20 protein-coding genes are annotated in these 15,953 nt (G+C 68.8%); 10 read left to right on the top strand and 10 right to left on the bottom strand.

The genetic code is table 11. From position 1 onward, the window contains the following. Positions 1-92: 92 nt before the first annotated feature. Positions 93-776, top strand: coding sequence for an IS5 family transposase (locus tag BS75_RS43020; protein ID WP_034089691.1), 684 nt, complete (start codon positions 93-95; stop codon positions 774-776). Here the strand turns inward: BS75_RS43020 and BS75_RS43015 are convergent. Further along, entirely contained in the window at positions 742-1,302 is a 561-nt protein-coding gene (locus BS75_RS43015) for a hypothetical protein (protein ID WP_034089690.1), read from the bottom strand. The genes BS75_RS43020 and BS75_RS43015 overlap by 35 nt on opposite strands. A gap of 123 nt (positions 1,303-1,425) precedes the next feature. On the opposite strand from BS75_RS43015, the gene BS75_RS43010 reads away from it, so the two are divergent. Beyond that, positions 1,426-2,163, top strand: coding sequence for a tetratricopeptide repeat protein (locus tag BS75_RS43010; RefSeq protein ID WP_081983166.1), 738 nt, complete (start codon positions 1,426-1,428; stop codon positions 2,161-2,163). Positions 2,164-2,379: 216 nt separating this feature from the next. On the opposite strand, the gene BS75_RS43005 is transcribed toward BS75_RS43010, so the two are convergent. Continuing rightward, entirely contained in the window at positions 2,380-2,559 is a 180-nt protein-coding gene (locus tag BS75_RS43005) for a transposase (protein ID WP_034092095.1), read from the bottom strand. Between the two features lie 65 nt (positions 2,560-2,624). On the opposite strand from BS75_RS43005, the gene BS75_RS51825 reads away from it, so the two are divergent. Continuing rightward, complete coding sequence (locus BS75_RS51825; protein ID WP_081983165.1) at positions 2,625-3,083, top strand: transposase family protein; 459 nt, start codon at positions 2,625-2,627, stop codon at positions 3,081-3,083. Positions 3,084-3,144: 61 nt separating this feature from the next. On the opposite strand, the gene BS75_RS42995 is transcribed toward BS75_RS51825, so the two are convergent. From BS75_RS42995 to BS75_RS42980, 4 genes are all read right to left on the bottom strand, one after another. Next, positions 3,145-3,633 (bottom strand): GNAT family N-acetyltransferase, encoded by a 489-nt coding sequence (locus BS75_RS42995; protein ID WP_034092094.1) that lies wholly within the window; start codon positions 3,631-3,633, stop codon positions 3,145-3,147. A 23-nt stretch (positions 3,634-3,656) separates the two neighbouring features. Beyond that, positions 3,657-5,036: an ISL3 family transposase gene (locus BS75_RS42990; RefSeq protein ID WP_197092023.1), complete on the bottom strand. Its 1,380-nt coding sequence runs from the start codon at positions 5,034-5,036 to the stop codon at positions 3,657-3,659. Next, complete coding sequence (locus BS75_RS42985) at positions 5,033-6,667, bottom strand: IS1182 family transposase (protein ID WP_408022519.1); 1,635 nt, start codon at positions 6,665-6,667, stop codon at positions 5,033-5,035. The genes BS75_RS42990 and BS75_RS42985 overlap by 4 nt, the downstream gene beginning before the upstream one ends. 143 nt (positions 6,668-6,810) lie before the next feature. Beyond that, complete coding sequence (locus BS75_RS42980) at positions 6,811-7,695, bottom strand: IS3 family transposase (RefSeq protein ID WP_156164358.1); 885 nt, start codon at positions 7,693-7,695, stop codon at positions 6,811-6,813. A 260-nt stretch (positions 7,696-7,955) separates the two neighbouring features. Here BS75_RS42980 and BS75_RS42975 point away from each other — a divergent pair, with 260 nt between their 5' ends. From BS75_RS42975 to BS75_RS42960, 4 genes are all read left to right on the top strand, one after another. Next, on the top strand, positions 7,956-8,372 hold the full coding sequence (locus BS75_RS42975; protein ID WP_197091886.1) for a hypothetical protein: 417 nt from the start codon (positions 7,956-7,958) through the stop codon (positions 8,370-8,372). A gap of 96 nt (positions 8,373-8,468) precedes the next feature. Continuing rightward, a complete protein-coding gene (locus BS75_RS42970; protein ID WP_156164357.1) occupies positions 8,469-9,104 on the top strand; it encodes a hypothetical protein in 636 nt (211 codons plus the stop codon). Positions 9,105-9,566: 462 nt separating this feature from the next. Then, a complete protein-coding gene (locus BS75_RS42965; protein ID WP_034088895.1) occupies positions 9,567-11,183 on the top strand; it encodes an IS4 family transposase in 1,617 nt (538 codons plus the stop codon). 14 nt (positions 11,184-11,197) lie between these two features. Continuing rightward, positions 11,198-11,881, top strand: coding sequence for an IS5 family transposase (locus tag BS75_RS42960; protein WP_034089691.1), 684 nt, complete (start codon positions 11,198-11,200; stop codon positions 11,879-11,881). On the opposite strand, the gene BS75_RS42955 is transcribed toward BS75_RS42960, so the two are convergent. Further along, entirely contained in the window at positions 11,847-12,407 is a 561-nt protein-coding gene (locus BS75_RS42955) for a hypothetical protein (RefSeq protein WP_034089690.1), read from the bottom strand. The two genes, BS75_RS42960 and BS75_RS42955, sit on opposite strands and share 35 nt — an antisense overlap. 123 nt (positions 12,408-12,530) lie before the next feature. On the opposite strand from BS75_RS42955, the gene BS75_RS42950 reads away from it, so the two are divergent. From BS75_RS42950 to BS75_RS42940, 3 genes are read left to right on the top strand one after another with little or no spacing between them, the layout of a single operon-like run. After that, positions 12,531-13,361, top strand: coding sequence for a Mu transposase C-terminal domain-containing protein (locus BS75_RS42950; protein WP_081983164.1), 831 nt, complete (start codon positions 12,531-12,533; stop codon positions 13,359-13,361). Then, entirely contained in the window at positions 13,351-13,557 is a 207-nt protein-coding gene (locus BS75_RS42945; protein ID WP_034087040.1) for a hypothetical protein, read from the top strand. The genes BS75_RS42950 and BS75_RS42945 overlap by 11 nt, the downstream gene beginning before the upstream one ends. Next, positions 13,554-14,366: an ExeA family protein gene (locus tag BS75_RS42940; RefSeq protein WP_034087041.1), complete on the top strand. Its 813-nt coding sequence runs from the start codon at positions 13,554-13,556 to the stop codon at positions 14,364-14,366. The genes BS75_RS42945 and BS75_RS42940 overlap by 4 nt, the downstream gene beginning before the upstream one ends. Positions 14,367-14,562: 196 nt before the next feature. Here the strand turns inward: BS75_RS42940 and BS75_RS42935 are convergent, their stop codons facing one another. The 3 genes from BS75_RS42935 to BS75_RS49000 all read right to left on the bottom strand — a co-directional run bounded on the left by BS75_RS42935 (position 14,563) and on the right by BS75_RS49000 (position 15,948). After that, positions 14,563-14,871, bottom strand: a complete 309-nt coding sequence (locus BS75_RS42935; protein WP_081983159.1) for a transposase — start codon at positions 14,869-14,871, stop codon at positions 14,563-14,565. 78 nt (positions 14,872-14,949) lie between these two features. Further along, positions 14,950-15,375 carry a hypothetical protein gene (locus tag BS75_RS42930; protein ID WP_152646403.1) on the bottom strand — a complete coding sequence of 142 codons (426 nt, stop codon included), beginning with the start codon at positions 15,373-15,375 and terminating at the stop codon, positions 14,950-14,952. A 270-nt stretch (positions 15,376-15,645) separates the two neighbouring features. Beyond that, on the bottom strand, positions 15,646-15,948 hold the full coding sequence (locus BS75_RS49000) for an Imm40 family immunity protein (protein WP_160312345.1): 303 nt from the start codon (positions 15,946-15,948) through the stop codon (positions 15,646-15,648). Positions 15,949-15,953 lie beyond the last annotated feature (5 nt).

Below are 15,953 nucleotides of genomic sequence, written 5' to 3'. Positions count from 1 at the left end.
AGATCTTGGTCGATCCCCTGGATAGCAGAGGCTCCTCCCATGTCTCGTCCCCCCTTGACGCCACCACCGAAGCCTTAACTTCGTGGCATTGGATGATCGACGCCGTGCGCTACCTGGTCGCGGGCGGCATCACCTGGCGGGCGATGCCCGCGGACTTCCCCCTCTGGGACCGCGTCTACGCCTTCGCGAAGCGCTGGCGGATCAAGGGCCTGCTGAGCGAACTGCATAACCGGCTACGCGGCTGGGTCCGCGAGGACGCCGGACGCGACCCGCAGCCGACCGCCGCGATCATCGACTCGCAGTCGGTCAAGGGCGACGCCACCGTCCCGGCCGCAAGCCGCGGCTACGACGCGGGCAAGAAGATCAACGGCCGCAAGCGGCACATCGTGGTGGACTGCCTGGGCCTGCTGCTGGCCGTGATGGTCACCGCGGCGAACGTGACCGACCGCGATGCCGCAATGCCACTGCTGGAACGGGTACGGACCCGCTTCCACCGCATCGTGCTGGTCTGGGCCGATGGCGGCTACACGGGCCGCCTGGTCGACTGGGCGAAGGAGAAGCTGCAGCTCACCCTGCAGATCATCAAACGGTCCGATGACACGAAGGGCTTCGTGGTTCTTCCGAGACGCTGGGTAGTGGAGCGAACCCTGAGCTGGCTGATGCGCTCGCGTCGCCTGGTGCGCGACTACGAGACCCTGCCCGAGGTCCACGAGGCAATGGTGCTGTGGTCGATGACCCGGCTCATGACACGGCGGCTGGCGAGGCGGCGAGGGTGAACCGGCCCGGCGACGGCTCGCCGGCCCAGCCCCGGTCCGCCAGCCGCTTCATCTTCGAGCGCACCCCCTCGACGCTGGCCGGGACCGGTGCCAGCCCGAGCGCGGCGGCGATCTCCTGGCACGTCATCCCCGCGCCGCCGCCCGCGCGGCGCTCGGCCAGCGCGGACAGGATGCGCTGGTAGTCCACGGCCAGAACGTCCGCGGCCAGCGCGGGCCGCCACACCGGGACGATCGAGCCAGAACGCGCGGCCCGTGCCTTCGGCAGCCCGGCGGACGCGTCCGGGACGAGCTCCGGCGGTGACAGGGAAGGCTCCTCAACCGGTCGCGGATCGGCCACCGCGGCCTCCTCGCGCTGCGGCACGGACAAGACCTCGCCGACCCGCTGCCGAGCGATCAGCCACTCCTGCCAGTCCGTCTCCGCGTCCGCGAGCTCGGCCAGGACCCGGTCCGCCTCCTCCCGCAGCCCCTCCACGCGCTCCCGCGCCGCCAACTCCCGTTCCTCCAGCAGACCCACGACCGACGCCATCCCGGCACCTCCACCTACGAGACAACCCGACAGTCCGAGCCTGCCTCGCCGAAACCAACATCATGCCTGAGCTGCGGAAACACGCGGATCAAGTTCGGTAAGACAACGGCTTCTGAGAACAATATGGACGGCGCGGCGCTGGCAATCGGATCGGTCACAGGTGTGCGACCCGACATCGCATGGGCCGAAGCCCCCTGGTTTGGCGATGAACGCTTTCTCAGTGCGGTGAGTGCGGAGGCGCTTGCCGAGGCCGCCATGCGGACCATGGATCGTGGTCACGACCTGGACACCGAAAGCATGCGGACTCGGTTCCAACCGTGGGTCCGCGCCATCGAGACGGTCTCTAACCGAGACCCGCAGCCGGAGGCGCTGGCCAAGATGGCGATCCTACTGCGGGCGTGCGGTCTCGCTGACGCATCCTTCGCCCTCTGCGACCGGGCCGACTCCGTCGAGCCCATCATGCTGACCGAAGTCGTGCGAGCGGGCACATGGCGCAAACTGGGTGATCCCGATCAGACGGTGGCAGCGTTCGAGCGCGCCCTTGCCTTGGAACCGGACAACTGGTCGCTGTATCTCGACCTGGCCGACGTGCGGGTCGAGCAGGGTGACTTCAGCAGTGCGATCCAGCTGATCGATCGGGGACTGGAGCACGAGCCGACCGACCTCGCACTTCGCGCTGCCGGGGCTGCCTACCGCACACGTCTCACCGGCTCACCGGCCGCGCTGCGCGAACTCATCGAGGTGGCGCCGCAGCTACCGAACGACGCCTACCGAAACCTGCTGATCAACCACGCATGCGCCGCCCCCGATCTGCCTGATCAGCTGGTGGCCGACGCCCGCCGCGCGCAGACGATCACCTGAAAGAGCGATAGCACCACACCTGTTGCACCGGATAGCGTTGTCGAAACTGCTGCCGAGCTGCACTGAATTGCCCAGCACAGGTCTCCACCCCCAGAGAACCAGCGGCCTCTCAACTGCGGCCGATGAGCTTGTCGGCGGCGGCTGAAGTCTGGTTCTGGATCACTTTTGGTGCAGGGCTGACAGAGGGTCACCGTCGCGGAGCATCCGGCACGCGAGTCAGCGAGCGAGGAGGATCCGCTTGCGCAGGAGGTCCAGGCCGGCCCGGCCGAACATCTGTCGCTTCAGCATCTTGATCCGGTTCACCTGCCCCTCCACCGCGCCCGAGCTGAACGACAACGTCAACCCCGCCGTCACCGCCGCCAGATCAGCCCTGAACCCCAACACGAACGACTGCAACCTGTTGTGATCACTTTCGGTCCTCGTCGGACGGGGAGCCCCTGTCGGTGCCAGGATCGGCGGCCATGGACGACGTGATCGTGGGGGCCGTGCTGTTCCCTGGGCTGGACGGCCTGCTGGTGCAGGACATCGCACTCGTCGAGGACGAGGTGCGGGTGGTCGCACGCGCCTGTGATCCCGAGGCGACCTGCCCGGCCTGCGGCGCGAGGTCGAACCGGGTCCACAGCGGATACGAGCGCCGGCTCGCCGACGCGGCGGTGGGCGGCCGACGCGTGGCCCTGCGGCTTCAGGTCCGTCGCTTCCGCTGCGCGACGACCGGGTGCCCGCGCACAACCTTCGTCGAACAAGTCGCCGGACTGACCTTCCGCCACGGCCGCCGCAGCGCCCGCCTGCACGCGAACCTGCAGGCCATCGCCCTGATGCTCGCGGGCAGAGCCGGATCCCGGCTGGCCGGGGCACTCGACGCGTCAGTCAGCCGCTCCACCTTGATGGGTCTTCGAACTTGGCGGGGGTGGTGTCCATGAGGAACTGGAGGCCGTCACGCCGGGTGAGCGCTGATTCCTGTGTACGACGCGGGCGTTGGCGCTACCGTCGGTCCAGGGACTGCTGACAGGTGAGGATGTCGAAGCTGCTGCCGTCGGTCGTAGCGTTGAACGTGGCTACATGGACGAACCCGAGTGATTCCACGACCTTGCGTGCTCGCGTGTTGAAGCTGGCCACAGTCACCCGGAAGGCCGCGGGCTGGAAGCGCTCGTATCCGTACGCCAGGCCGGCGGCGATCGCCTGCCGGCCAAGGCCGTGCCCCAGTCCTGTCAACACGGGCCGCAGGCCACCGCCCGTGTCCAGCGCGGAGTCGTCGTAGGAGCCGCCGGGTACCCGTCCTTCCACACCGAACGACCGGTATCCGATGAGCACCCCACCGTCGACGAGGGCGACGTAGCCGTTGGCAGGGTCGGTGAGGAACCCGGGATCGGCAGCAATGAGGTCGTAGCGTTCGTACGGCTCCGCATACCGCCAGGTGACGATGTCTGCCGCGTGCTCCTGGGTCATGGCGACGATCTGCACGAACGCCATCGAACCATGACACCCGTTGAGGGTCAACGCAGTATCCGATCACCGGTCTGCTCCGAACCCTGGGGATTCAGGGTGGGGTTGAGGTGTCCGCGGGCTCGGCGGGTGGTGGCGCAGCGTGTGCGTAAACGTTGGTTGGCGGGGTTGCGGAAGCCGTGGGCGGCCCGGGCGACGAGTTTGATCACGCGGTTGACTCCCTCGCTCTTGGCGTTGCTGTGACCGGTGGCGATGAACGCGGCGATCTCGGGCCACCAGCGGTCGACGGTGGTGGCGAGTTGGCGGACCTCGGGGATCCCGGAGTCCGCGCACCAGGTCAGGAACTTCCACCGCAGGTGGCCGATGCGGTGGAAGTCGGCGCCGGTGCGGGCGGTGGCGAGCAGGTTCCGCAGGCGTTCCTTGGCGATCCAGGCGGTCAGCAGGGTCATGCCGATGGTGCCGGCGTCGATGAGTGCGTTCCACATGGCGGCGAACTGCTGGTCGGTGAGGTCTTCGCGATTGCGCAGGAGGCGGCGTCGGGCCTTCCACTCGGGGTCGGTGGCCGTCCCGCGCCTGCCGCGCAGGCTGGCGGTGGTGCGACGCCGGACGGTGTTGAGCATCTTGTTCGCGAGCTGGACCACGTGGAAGTGGTCGACGACCACTGTGGCGTGGGGCAGGCCGGTGCGGACGGCGGCGCGGTAGCTGGTGGACATGTCGATGGCGACGTAGCGGATCTGCTTGCGCCACTGGAGCGGGGTGGTGTTGAGCCAGGCTAGGACGTCGCTGGGGGCGCGTCCCTCGACCTGGCCGAGCAGGCCCTGGACACCGAAGGCGTCGACGAAGCCGGTGTGCCACTGGTTCGCGACCGGCTCCCAGCGGCCGGTGTCCGGGTTCTGCCGCCACTGCGTGCGCCCGCGCCGGGTCTCGTCGATGCCCAGCACCGCGACCGGCTCCAGCGCGGCCGTCATCACCTCGGTCCCGACGGTGCGGAAGGCCTCCATCATGGTGGGCCAGGAAAGGTGCAGGTCACGGGCGGCCTGAATGACCGTGGACCCGGCGTCGCACACCCGCTGACCGGCCGCATCGCGTAAACGCCGGGTGATGCGCGCCCGGGCCGGGACCTGGCGGACCTGCTCGGTGAACGACTTCGCCGCGCACAGCGGCTCGCGGCAGTACCAGCGCCGCTTGCGCCACACCAGCTCCAGGCCCCGCTCGCCGATCGGCAGGTCTCGCGGTCGCGTGATCGCGGAGCCCTTGACCCGGGATGAAGTTCCCCCCTGATCTTGGACAGCGTGTGCTTGCGCTGCGGGGGTGAAGTCTTGGCGCAACCTGGCTCGGGTTTCGAGTGGGGTGATGTACCCGAACTCGGGGTGTTTGCGGAGCCTGGTGCGGTTGTACTCGACATGACCCTGTTGCCCAATTGATCTCACGCGGCGAGGTCGAGGGCTGCGAGGTGGGAAGTGCGCGTCGGTGCGAGTGGAGTTCCGTTCCACCAAGCGTCGAGTCGAATCAGGTTGATGGCGGCGGCCATGAAGATGTGGGCCAGGCGTGTCTTCGGCAGGCTGGCGTAGCGGGTGCGGCGGGCTCCGGTGGTAGCAACGGCCTGATGGATGGTGCCCTCGACTCCGGCGCGGGCGGCGTAGCGGGCTCTCCACTCGTCGGTGTCCTGCTCGGCCCGGACGCGTTCGAGGAGGATGTCTTGGTCCTGGGGGCGGACAGTGAGTTGCCGACCGTATCGGGTTGAGCGGGTGCACTGATCGCGCACCGGGCAGGGCGCGCACGTCTGGGTGGCGAAGCGGATCCGGACTGCGAGGCGGCCGCTGTGGTCGTAACCCTCAGTCCAGTACCTGCTGTTGGCCCCGCTCGGACATGTCGCCTGCCGGGCATCCCAGTCGATACTGAAGGACGTCTTGCCGTAGCCGGCGGCCTGGACGGCCTGGCGGGTGCTGTTGGGCCTGACCGGACCGACAACTTCGACACCGCGTTCCACCGGCGACGTCAACAGCAGTTCGGCGGAGATGTAACCGGAGTCCAGGAGGTGCTCGGACGGTAGCAAGCCCTTGTCGCCAAGGCGATCGTGGATCTGCCCGACGACCGCCGCGTCGTGGACTGTGGCATCGGTGGTGACGACGTGGGTGATCACGTGCGGACGCCCGACCTCAGCAGGGTCGTCGCAGGTCTCGCTGAAGTGGACCTTGTAACCGTCCCAGCCGGATCCGCGCTTGACGGCATAGCGGGAATCCACATCGTAGGGCGAGGTGACCCTGACTCTGCTGGGCGGGCAGTCCTCCTTGCCCCGCCATGCCACCTCCTCGATCCCGTCAGTCACGGTGCGGCTGAACTGCTGCATCCACACCGTCCGCAGGACGGCGACAGCGGGGACCTCCCGCAGCCAGCCCGGCGCTGCAGGTGTGAAGACTGCCTTGAGCAGCCGGTATCCGTCAATGGCGATCTGCCGCGCCAACTCGTCCCTCTCGTCCTGCGCGCCGGGCAACCGATAGGCGTCCACCCGCGCGCGATAGCGCTGCTGCCAGGACGGGTCCATCCACGTCCGCAGCCATGCCGGGGCGGCGACCGCGATCGCCTCCAGGGTCGCTCGGAGCGTCTCTCCGACAAACTCAAGACGGTTCAAGTCCCGTACTGCGGACAGGACATGTGTGGAGTCGGTGCGCTGCCGCCCCCCGGGGGCGACCAATCCCAGCTCCACCAATCGCCGCAACAGAAGGTCCAGGACCGTCTCCTCCATCCCGCGCGCCAAGAGGCGGTCGCGGAACCCAGTCAGCACGGTGAAGTCGAACCCTGGGTCCGACAGCTCGCTGCCCAACAGGTACTTCCAGTCGATCCTTGCCCGCGCCGCATGCGCGGCTTGGCGGTCGGTCAGGTTCTCGGCGAACTGCAGGACGCAGACCAGGGCCAGCTGCCCCGGCGAGATACCGGGACGGCCCCGGACTCCAAAGGCGGACCTGAACACCTCGTCGGCGAACAGTGGGCCAAGCTCGTCCCGGACCCGCATGGCCAGGCAGCCCTTGGGGAAAGCGGCGATAGCCACCTGCCGTGTCACCTGCGGAACCTCTGCCCCTGACCCCAGCCCCATCGACACCACGCCACCCCGTCCTGCGGCCGAACGATGCGCCACAACTGGATCAGACCGCCAACCGCAGTCTCACGGCCCAGGTCGCCCCCAGCGGGCAGATCGCCTCAGGTTCACCCAATTGGGCAACAGGGTCCCTCGATGAAGCGGAAGACGTCGGCGCGGGCTGCCTCGTGACTGTCCCAGACAGTGGTGCCGATCTCCGCCTTCAGCAGTCCGAAGAAGCTCTCGGCTGCGGCGTTATCGTAGCATATACCGGTTCGTCCCATGCTCTGCCTCAGGCCCAACTCCCTTATCACTGAACGGAATTCGCCGCTTGTGTACTCGCTGCCGCGGTCGGAGTGCATGATGCAGCCGGGCTGCAACTGGCCGCGACCGGCAGCCATGCGCAGGGCGTCGGTGACCAGCTCGGCGCGGTGGTGTTCGGCCATCGCGTACCCGATCACCTCGCGTGTGGCCAGGTCGATGACGGTCGCCGGGTACCACCAGCCCTCGATGGTCGGCAGATAGGTGATGTCACCGACGGGCTTCGTTCCGGGCCGGCCGGCAGTGAAGTCACGGCCGACCAGGTCGGGGGCCGGGGCGGCTTTGGTGTCCTGCTGGGTCAGGTGGCGGCGCCTGCGGCGGGTGATGCCGCGGATGTCGCGCTCACGCATGAGCCTCTCGACCTTCTTCCGGTTGATCCCGCGCCCTGCCCTGCGCAGCGCGGCATGCACGCGCGGAACACCGTACGCACCGCGCGACCCGGCGTGGATCGCGCGGATCTCGTCGACCAGGTCGTCCTCGGCACGCTGCCGCTCGGCTGCCGCCGGCCGTGCGGCCAGCCATGCGTAGTAGGTGGAGCGGTTGATCCCCGTCACCTGGCACAGCTGTTGAGCGACGTTCGTTGTGGTGATGGGTGAGCGGGTTCGCGTCAGGGTCGTGGTGATGTGGGAGAGGGCAGCCCGGGGGGGTTGCCCTTCGTCGTGTGCGGCGACAGCGTGCTCATGGTTGAACATGGGCGCGGCCCTCCCGGTGATCTCTTGGCCGAGTAGTCCGGGAGGGCCGCATCGCGCTCGGAGGCGCTGTGGTCACGGTAGAGGTATCGCCGGTTCGGGTCGAGATGCGGTTGTCGGCGGGCCGGATCGCGTGTCCGGGGTGCGGTGCGGGGCTGCGTCCGTGGGGTTGGTCCGGGCGGCGGTCGGTGCGGGATCTGCGGGGGCTGCGGCTGGAGTTGAGGCCGCGTCGGTCGCGCTGCCCGCAGTGCGGGGCTACGCATGTGTTGCTGCCGGTCACGGTGCTGCTTCGGCGTGCTGACGCGGCGGTGGTGATCGGGGCGGCGCTGGTGGCGCGGGCGGCTGGGAGCGGGCATCGGGTGATCGCGGCCGGGCTGGGGCTTCCCGATCAGACGGTGCGGGGCTGGTTGCGCCGGTTCGCCGGCCGGGCCGGGGTGGTGCGTGAGGTGTTCACAGTGCTGTTGGTGCAGGTCGCGCCTTCGGATCCGGTGCTGCCCGATCCGAGGGGCGCGCTGTTCGCGGACGGGGTCGCGGCGGTGCTTGCTGCGGCGGGCGCGGTCACCGCCAGGTGGCCGGAGATGGTCGCCTTGTCGCCGTGGCAGGTGGCGTCGGCGTTGTCGGGCGGGCGGCTGCTGGCACCGGGCTGGCCAAGATCGTCGATCAACGCGAGTCGCCCCTGATGCGGGGCCGGTGGGGCGGGCGAGGGTGGTGGGCCGGGACTGGCGGCCGCCTTCGGTCGCCGGCCCGGCTTGGTGCTCAAGGGGAGGTCGGTGCCGGTGGCATCGCAGTACGAGGAAGAGATGCGCAAGCGCGCGGAGCGGGCCCGCCTGGTGGGTCTGTTCCGTTACGGGGTGGTCCAGGACGCGCTGGACCCGGCGCTGTCGGCCAAGCAGCGCGGAGTGCTGGTGCGCGAGATCGCCGCGTTGACCCATGTCGGCCTGGACGGGGAGCCGGTGCAGGTGGCGCGGGGCACCTTGGACCGGTGGATCCGCTCCTGGCGGGTGGGCGGCTTCGAGGCGCTGGTCCCGAACGCGATGCGGGTCGCGGCCAGGACGCCGGCCGAGGTGCTGGAGTTGGCGGCGGGCTTGAAGCGGGAGAACCCCGGGCGCACGGCGGTGCAGGTCGCGCGGGTGCTGCGGGCGCACTCGGGGTGGGCGCCCTCGGAGCGCACCTTGCAGCGGCACTTCGTGCGCCTGGGCCTGGACCAGCTCGGCCAGGACCGGCCGAAGGAGGTCTTCGGCCGGTTCGAGGCCTCGCGCCCGAACGAGCTGTGGGTCGGTGACGCATTGCACGGACCGCTGGTCGCCGGGCGCAAGACGATCCTGTTCGCGTTCCTGGACGACCACTCCCGGGCGGTGATGGCGGCCCGGTTCGGCTTCGTTGAGAAGCCGTTGCTCTATCGATCATGGTGAGCATGGGTTCGAGTGGCTGCACTCGGTCGGCTGATCCTTTGCCGTGGTGTGCATAAAGACAGGGCCTCCTGCGCAGCTCAGGGTTGTTGACGCCCTTCGAGCACACAGGAGGCCCTGTGCTGCAGTCTGCCGATTCCACGCTGGCGAAGTCCAACTCGGCTGCTCCAACGTGTGATTGCCTCGCGCACCGGTTCGGGAACGCCGGGGATCATCCGCACAGGAGGCCGAGGTATCCCTCCGACATGACCGACGCGGAGTGGGCGGTGGTGCGCGACGCCATGCCGGTGCCGCCATGGCTGGAGGGCCGGGGCGGACAGCCGGAGGGCTACTGCCACCGGCAGATGATCGACCAATGCCACGAAGTTAAGGCTTCGGTGGTGGCGTCAAGGGGGGACGAGACATGGGAGGAGCCTCTGCTATCCAGGGGATCGACCAAGATCTTCCAAAGAGAGCAGAGGCCCAGTGGCCAAGTCTGTCACGGGCGGGACCGACGTGTTCGCGCCTGGTCATATCGGTGAGTTGACGCAGGTCATCCCACCCGAGTTGGTGGACGCGGTACTGGACGAGACGGGGGCTCGCGAGCATCGGCTGCGGAGCCTCCCGTCTCGTGTCGGGGTGTACCTGGTGCTCGCGCTTGGGCTGTTCGAGCATCTGGGCACCGGACTGGTGTGGGGCAAACTCACGTCCGGACTGGACGCCCGGACGCCGCATCCCTCTGAGAAGGCGCTTCGTGATCTGCGCCGGCGGGTCGGCGTGGCTCCGCTCAAGCGGCTGTTCGACGTCCTGGCCGGCCCGCTGGCCCAGCCGTCCACGCCTGGAGTGCGATACCGCCGATGGCGCACGGTCGCCTTCGACGGATGCGGAAGCCTGAACGTCCCCGACCACGAGCGCAACCGGTCCTGGCTCGGCCGCACCCAGCGCCGCCACGGCCCAGCGGGCTACCCCCGGCTGATGCTCATGACCCTGTGCGAAACCGGCACTCGAGGCCTGATCGCCGCCGTCTTCGGCTCCGCCTCGAAAGGCGAGACCGACTACGCCCACGACCTCGTCGGCCACCTGACCACGGACATGCTCTTGCTCGCGGACCGCGCCTTCGACAGCAACGAACTGCTCGCTGATATCACGGCTCAGGGAGCGGAGTTCCTGATTCGCGCGACCAGCACCCGGCGACCACCGGTACTGGCGCTGCTGCCCGACGGTTCCTATCTCACCCGGATCGGTGGTCTCAGGCTGCGGGTGATCGAAGCCGAGATCCGATCCCGGACTGCCGACAGCGGCGACTTCGGCGGGACCTACCGCCTGCTGACCACGCTCAAAGACCACCGCACCGATCCAGCCGACCACCTGGTGCGTCTCTACCACGAACGCTGGGAGATCGAGATCACCTACCTGGCGCTACGTCATACCCTGCTCAAGGGCCGGGTTCTGCGGTCGAAGGACCCGGTGGGCCTCAGCCAGGAGATGTGGGGACTACTCACCCTCTATCAGGCCCTGCGCTCGGTGATGGTGACCGCAGTGGAGACGATGCCCGGCTGCGATCCCGACCGGGCCGGCTTCACCGTCGCCCTGGAGGCCGCCCGCGACACGATCGTCAGCCTCGTCGGGACGACCGCGGCCGCAGGCCCCGGCAGCCGCCCCGACCTGGTCGGATACATCGGCGCTCATGTCCTGCGCGCACTGCTTCCCAAACGCCGGATGCGGCTGTCCGCCCGCATCGTCAAGTGCGGAACCTCCCGATACGCCGTCTGGAACCGCGACGGACGCCCACGCGACAGCACCCGGATCACTGCTATCGAGATCACCGTGCACCCACCCACCCTGCCAAGCGCGCAGGACTTGAGCCCGACCCTCTCCGGACGCTGGGGCCAGGTCTGCCAAATCCTGGCCGCGAACGCCAACCAAGCCATGCACACCCGCGACATCGCACAGCGCCTCGGCCTCGCGACCACAGGACACCGACTCAAGGGCTTCACCGCACAACTCTGCTACTGGGCCCGCAACGGCCGGCTCATCCGCACCGCGCCGAACACGTACAAGATCACCCTTCCTGACACCTTGACGCCACCACCGAAGCCTTAACTTCGTGGCATTGGATGATCGACGCCGTGCGCTACCTGGTCGCGGGCGGCATCACCTGGCGGGCGATGCCCGCGGACTTCCCCCTCTGGGACCGCGTCTACGCCTTCGCGAAGCGCTGGCGGATCAAGGGCCTGCTGAGCGAACTGCATAACCGGCTACGCGGCTGGGTCCGCGAGGACGCCGGACGCGACCCGCAGCCGACCGCCGCGATCATCGACTCGCAGTCGGTCAAGGGCGACGCCACCGTCCCGGCCGCAAGCCGCGGCTACGACGCGGGCAAGAAGATCAACGGCCGCAAGCGGCACATCGTGGTGGACTGCCTGGGCCTGCTGCTGGCCGTGATGGTCACCGCGGCGAACGTGACCGACCGCGATGCCGCAATGCCACTGCTGGAACGGGTACGGACCCGCTTCCACCGCATCGTGCTGGTCTGGGCCGATGGCGGCTACACGGGCCGCCTGGTCGACTGGGCGAAGGAGAAGCTGCAGCTCACCCTGCAGATCATCAAACGGTCCGATGACACGAAGGGCTTCGTGGTTCTTCCGAGACGCTGGGTAGTGGAGCGAACCCTGAGCTGGCTGATGCGCTCGCGTCGCCTGGTGCGCGACTACGAGACCCTGCCCGAGGTCCACGAGGCAATGGTGCTGTGGTCGATGACCCGGCTCATGACACGGCGGCTGGCGAGGCGGCGAGGGTGAACCGGCCCGGCGACGGCTCGCCGGCCCAGCCCCGGTCCGCCAGCCGCTTCATCTTCGAGCGCACCCCCTCGACGCTGGCCGGGACCGGTGCCAGCCCGAGCGCGGCGGCGATCTCCTGGCACGTCATCCCCGCGCCGCCGCCCGCGCGGCGCTCGGCCAGCGCGGACAGGATGCGCTGGTAGTCCACGGCCAGAACGTCCGCGGCCAGCGCGGGCCGCCACACCGGGACGATCGAGCCAGAACGCGCGGCCCGTGCCTTCGGCAGCCCGGCGGACGCGTCCGGGACGAGCTCCGGCGGTGACAGGGAAGGCTCCTCAACCGGTCGCGGATCGGCCACCGCGGCCTCCTCGCGCTGCGGCACGGACAAGACCTCGCCGACCCGCTGCCGAGCGATCAGCCACTCCTGCCAGTCCGTCTCCGCGTCCGCGAGCTCGGCCAGGACCCGGTCCGCCTCCTCCCGCAGCCCCTCCACGCGCTCCCGCGCCGCCAACTCCCGTTCCTCCAGCAGACCCACGACCGACGCCATCCCGGCACCTCCACCTACGAGACAACCCGACAGTCCGAGCCTGCCTCGCCGAAACCAACATCATGCCTGAGCTGCGGAAACACGCGGATCAAGTTCGGTAAGACAACGGCTTCTGAGGACACCGTGCGCCTGGCGGTCGCGCTTCGTCCCGCGTTGGCGTCCCGGGGTGTCCCCGAAGGGGTCTATCTGGACAACGGGTCGCCGTTCGTGGACTCCTGGCTGATGCGGGCCTGCGCTGTCCTGGGGGTCAAGCTGGTCCACTCGCGACCCGGTCGACCGGAGGGCCGGGGCAAGATCGAACGCTATTTCCGCACGGTTCGGGGCCAGTTCCTGATCGAGACCGCAGACCTGGCCGACCGGCCCGCCGACCAGGCCGCAGCGGCATTGGCGGAGATGAACCGGAAGTTCACGGCCTGGGTGGAGACCGAGTACCACCCGCGCAAGCACTCCGAGACCGGTCAAGGACCACTCGCCCGCTGGCAGGAGGGCTGGGAGAAGGGCCAGGGCCCGCGGCTGCCGCATCCGGACCTGCTGCGGGAGGCGTTCTTGTGGTCCGAGTGGCGCAACGTGTCCAAGACTGCGACCGTGCGCCTGCAGTCCAACTCCTACCAGGTCGAACCCGCTCTGGCGGGACGCAAGGTCGAGCTGGTCTTCGACCCCTTCGACCTGGAGAACATCGAGGTCCGCCACGGGAGCCGCAGCTTCGGCGCCGCGACGCCCTTCGAGATCCGCCGCCACTCCCACCCCAAGGCCCGCCCCGAACTCCCACCCGAACAGCCCGCCGCCGCGACCGGGGTCAACTACCTCGCCCTGCTGGACGCCGCCCACCAGGAACAACTCGCCGGACGCATCAACTACAAGGCCCTCCTCCACGAAGACAGCGACAGCGACAGCGACAGCGACAGCGACAGCGACAGCGACAGCGACAGCGAAGGGGATCACCGTGCCGGTTGACCTGCAAGCACTGGACCGGGCCTGGGAGCTGTCGACTCGGGCGCTGGACCTGGCCGACCGTGTCTGCCAGCGCGCGAAGCTCCGTGACACCGAGTTGGCCGACCAGGCCGTGTTCACCGCCGCGCGTCTGGCCTTCGCCCTGTTCGACCGGGCCGACGCCCTGCAGCGGGCCGCGAACGCGCAGGTGACGCGGTGATCGAGCGCCTGCAGCAGTACTTCGGCTTCACCAAGATGCCGTTCGGCAAGAGCCTGGCCCCTGGGGCTCTGCACCGTCACGGCGCGCATGCTGAGGCGGTGGCCCGGATCAGCTGGGCGGTCGCGGAGCGCGCGATCGGGGTGGTCACCGGGGAGGTCGGCGCGGGCAAGACCGTCGCTGTCCGCGCCGCCCTGGCAGCTCTGGACCCGGTCCGCCATCAGGTCATCTACCTGGGCAACCCCGCCGTGGGCTCGCGCGGGATCCACCGCGCGATCGTCTCCGCGCTGGGCGGCAGCCCGCACCCGCATACTGCCGCGCTGATCCCGCAGGCCGCCGACGCGCTGGCCACCGAACGCGCCGAGCGCGGCCGCGTCCCCGTCCTGGTGCTCGACGAGGCCCACCTGCTGAGCCACGACCAGTTGGAGTCGGTGCGGATGCTCACCAACCAGGACATGGACTCCGCGTCGCCGTTCGCCTGCCTGCTGATCGGCCAGCCCACCCTGCGCAGGAGAATCAAGATGGGCACCATGGCCGCGCTGGACCAGCGGATCGCGCTGCGGTTCGCGATGCCCCCGATGACCGGCGAGGAGACCGGCAGCTACCTCAAACACCACCTCGCCCTGGCCGGCCGGTCCGACCCGCTGTTCTCCGATGACGCCGTCCAACTGATCCACACCACCGGGCGCGGACTGCCCCGCGCGGTCAACAATCTTGCCGTCCAGGCCCTGCTCGACGTCTTCGTCCAGAACAAGACCATCGTCGACGAGGCGTCAGCACGCGCCGCTGTCGCCGAAGTCACGACAGAGTGAGCATCACCGCGGCGACATGAACACAAGGGCCGGTCCGACTCCGTCGGACCGGCCCTTCCCGTCGCTGCCCAGCACCAAAACCAATGACGCCGTCATCACCACAACGAACGTCGCTCAACACACAGCCGGGCGACGCTGTAGCCCTCGGGCCGGTCCTCGGAAGCCTTCTCCGCGTCGATGAAGCGGCACACAGTGCCTACTTCATCGACTCCTTCGCGAAGAAGGCGAGGCCTTTTTTCAAGATCTCGATCGTCTGCTGCTGTTCCCGGTCCTTACGCCGCAGCCGAACCAGTTCCTCACGCTCGGCACTGGTCAGCGCACCGGCGGGCCCCTCGCCCCGGTCGGCCTTCGCCTGCCTGACCCAGCCGCGAAGCCCCTCCGGGCTCACGCCGAGTTCCCGGGCGATCTCGGTGACGTTCCGATGCGGCGAGGACCGAACGAGCGCGATCGCGTCCCGCCTGAACTCCGCCGTATACCGCTTGCTCATGTTGCTCTTGCCGCTCACTGACTGGACTGCTTCCTCGGGACCCAACGGTCCCAGTATCAGGCTGTCCAGACCAACGGGGGAACTTCACGGCCGGGGTCACCCCGTGACCCCGGCAGACCCGGGGAGCACCCACTCCGCAGTGCCCGCGTGGCGGACGGACGTCGAGACACAACTGCCGCTGCCCGGATCCGCCCGGCCCGCCTGTACTGCGGCCGGCACCGGGCACACCGCCGCCGGCCGCATCGCCGCCGACCGGGACCAGGTGTGACGGACCGCTAACACCTCCAGGAGCTGGTACAGCTCATCCGCGTGGGCACCGCGCTTGGCGCCCAGCGCCTCCCGTAGCGCGGTCAGCAGCTGGCGCCCGTGCCCACCCGCCATCCGGTTCCACTGGGCCGCCTTCAGCGCGTACACCATCTGCATAGCCTCCGACCGGTCCAGCGAGTTCCTGAGCAGCGCCAGCAACCGGCCCGCGGCCACCACCAACTCGTTGCGCTTCGCCTGCGGGATGCTCTCCCGCACCGGGGTCAACCGCCCCGGCACCAGCAGGCCCCACGCCGCCCCCGGCGGCGCCCCGCTCCGACTCCGGCTCCGCGGGAAGCGCCCGGCCAGCCTGCTCCTGCTCCGTCGCCGCCCGGAACCGGAAAGGGCGGAGCGTCAGGTGTACTGGCGAGTGGGTTCGAAACGGCGGCGACCTTGCTCACGGGGAGCCCGTCAGACACCCCAGAGGCCCACCGGCGAACCAAGTCGGTGGGCCTCCAATATTCGATCCGATCTCTTGATGACCCAGTGCTATCGAACTACGAAAGTAGTGAAATACTCCGAGCCGCTTGGCATCCTGTCGAGGAATTTGCGCCAAACAGAAACAGCATCTTCGCTTGGCGAATTACTATACCATCCATCGAAAACTGGCTCAAATTTTACTCCAGCCTTGCGCCACAAATCACCGCCCAGGACGGCAAAACCGTTCTGAATAATGGAGTTAAATACTTCGTCTGCACAATCGACGGGGAAGCCGTATTCGGCAGACCCTACTTCACTCAGGTCGACTGACCTGTCTTGAAGCGACTTCGGCAGAGCGGCAAGCAGGGCCACTTGCC

The sequence above is a fragment of the Streptacidiphilus albus JL83 genome (genome assembly GCF_000744705.1).
Classification (GTDB): Bacteria; Actinomycetota; Actinomycetes; order Streptomycetales; family Streptomycetaceae; genus Streptacidiphilus; species Streptacidiphilus albus.
This window is presented reverse-complemented; position numbering and strand designations above follow the sequence as displayed.

What these genes read in the sequence shown, in the direction of transcription:
- BS75_RS43020 (WP_034089691.1), top strand. Translation starts at nt 93, where the DNA reads ATGATCGACGCCGTGCGCTACCTGGTCGCGGGCGGCATCACCTGGCGG.
- BS75_RS42955 (WP_034089690.1), bottom strand. Translation starts at nt 12,407, where the DNA reads ATGGCGTCGGTCGTGGGTCTGCTGGAGGAACGGGAGTTGGCGGCGCGG.
- BS75_RS42995 (WP_034092094.1), bottom strand. Translation starts at nt 3,633, where the DNA reads ATGGCGTTCGTGCAGATCGTCGCCATGACCCAGGAGCACGCGGCAGAC.
- BS75_RS42960 (WP_034089691.1), top strand. Translation starts at nt 11,198, where the DNA reads ATGATCGACGCCGTGCGCTACCTGGTCGCGGGCGGCATCACCTGGCGG.
- BS75_RS51825 (WP_081983165.1), top strand. Translation starts at nt 2,625, where the DNA reads ATGGACGACGTGATCGTGGGGGCCGTGCTGTTCCCTGGGCTGGACGGC.
- BS75_RS42980 (WP_156164358.1), bottom strand. Translation starts at nt 7,695, where the DNA reads ATGTTCAACCATGAGCACGCTGTCGCCGCACACGACGAAGGGCAACCC.
- BS75_RS43010 (WP_081983166.1), top strand. Translation starts at nt 1,426, where the DNA reads ATGGACGGCGCGGCGCTGGCAATCGGATCGGTCACAGGTGTGCGACCC.
- BS75_RS43015 (WP_034089690.1), bottom strand. Translation starts at nt 1,302, where the DNA reads ATGGCGTCGGTCGTGGGTCTGCTGGAGGAACGGGAGTTGGCGGCGCGG.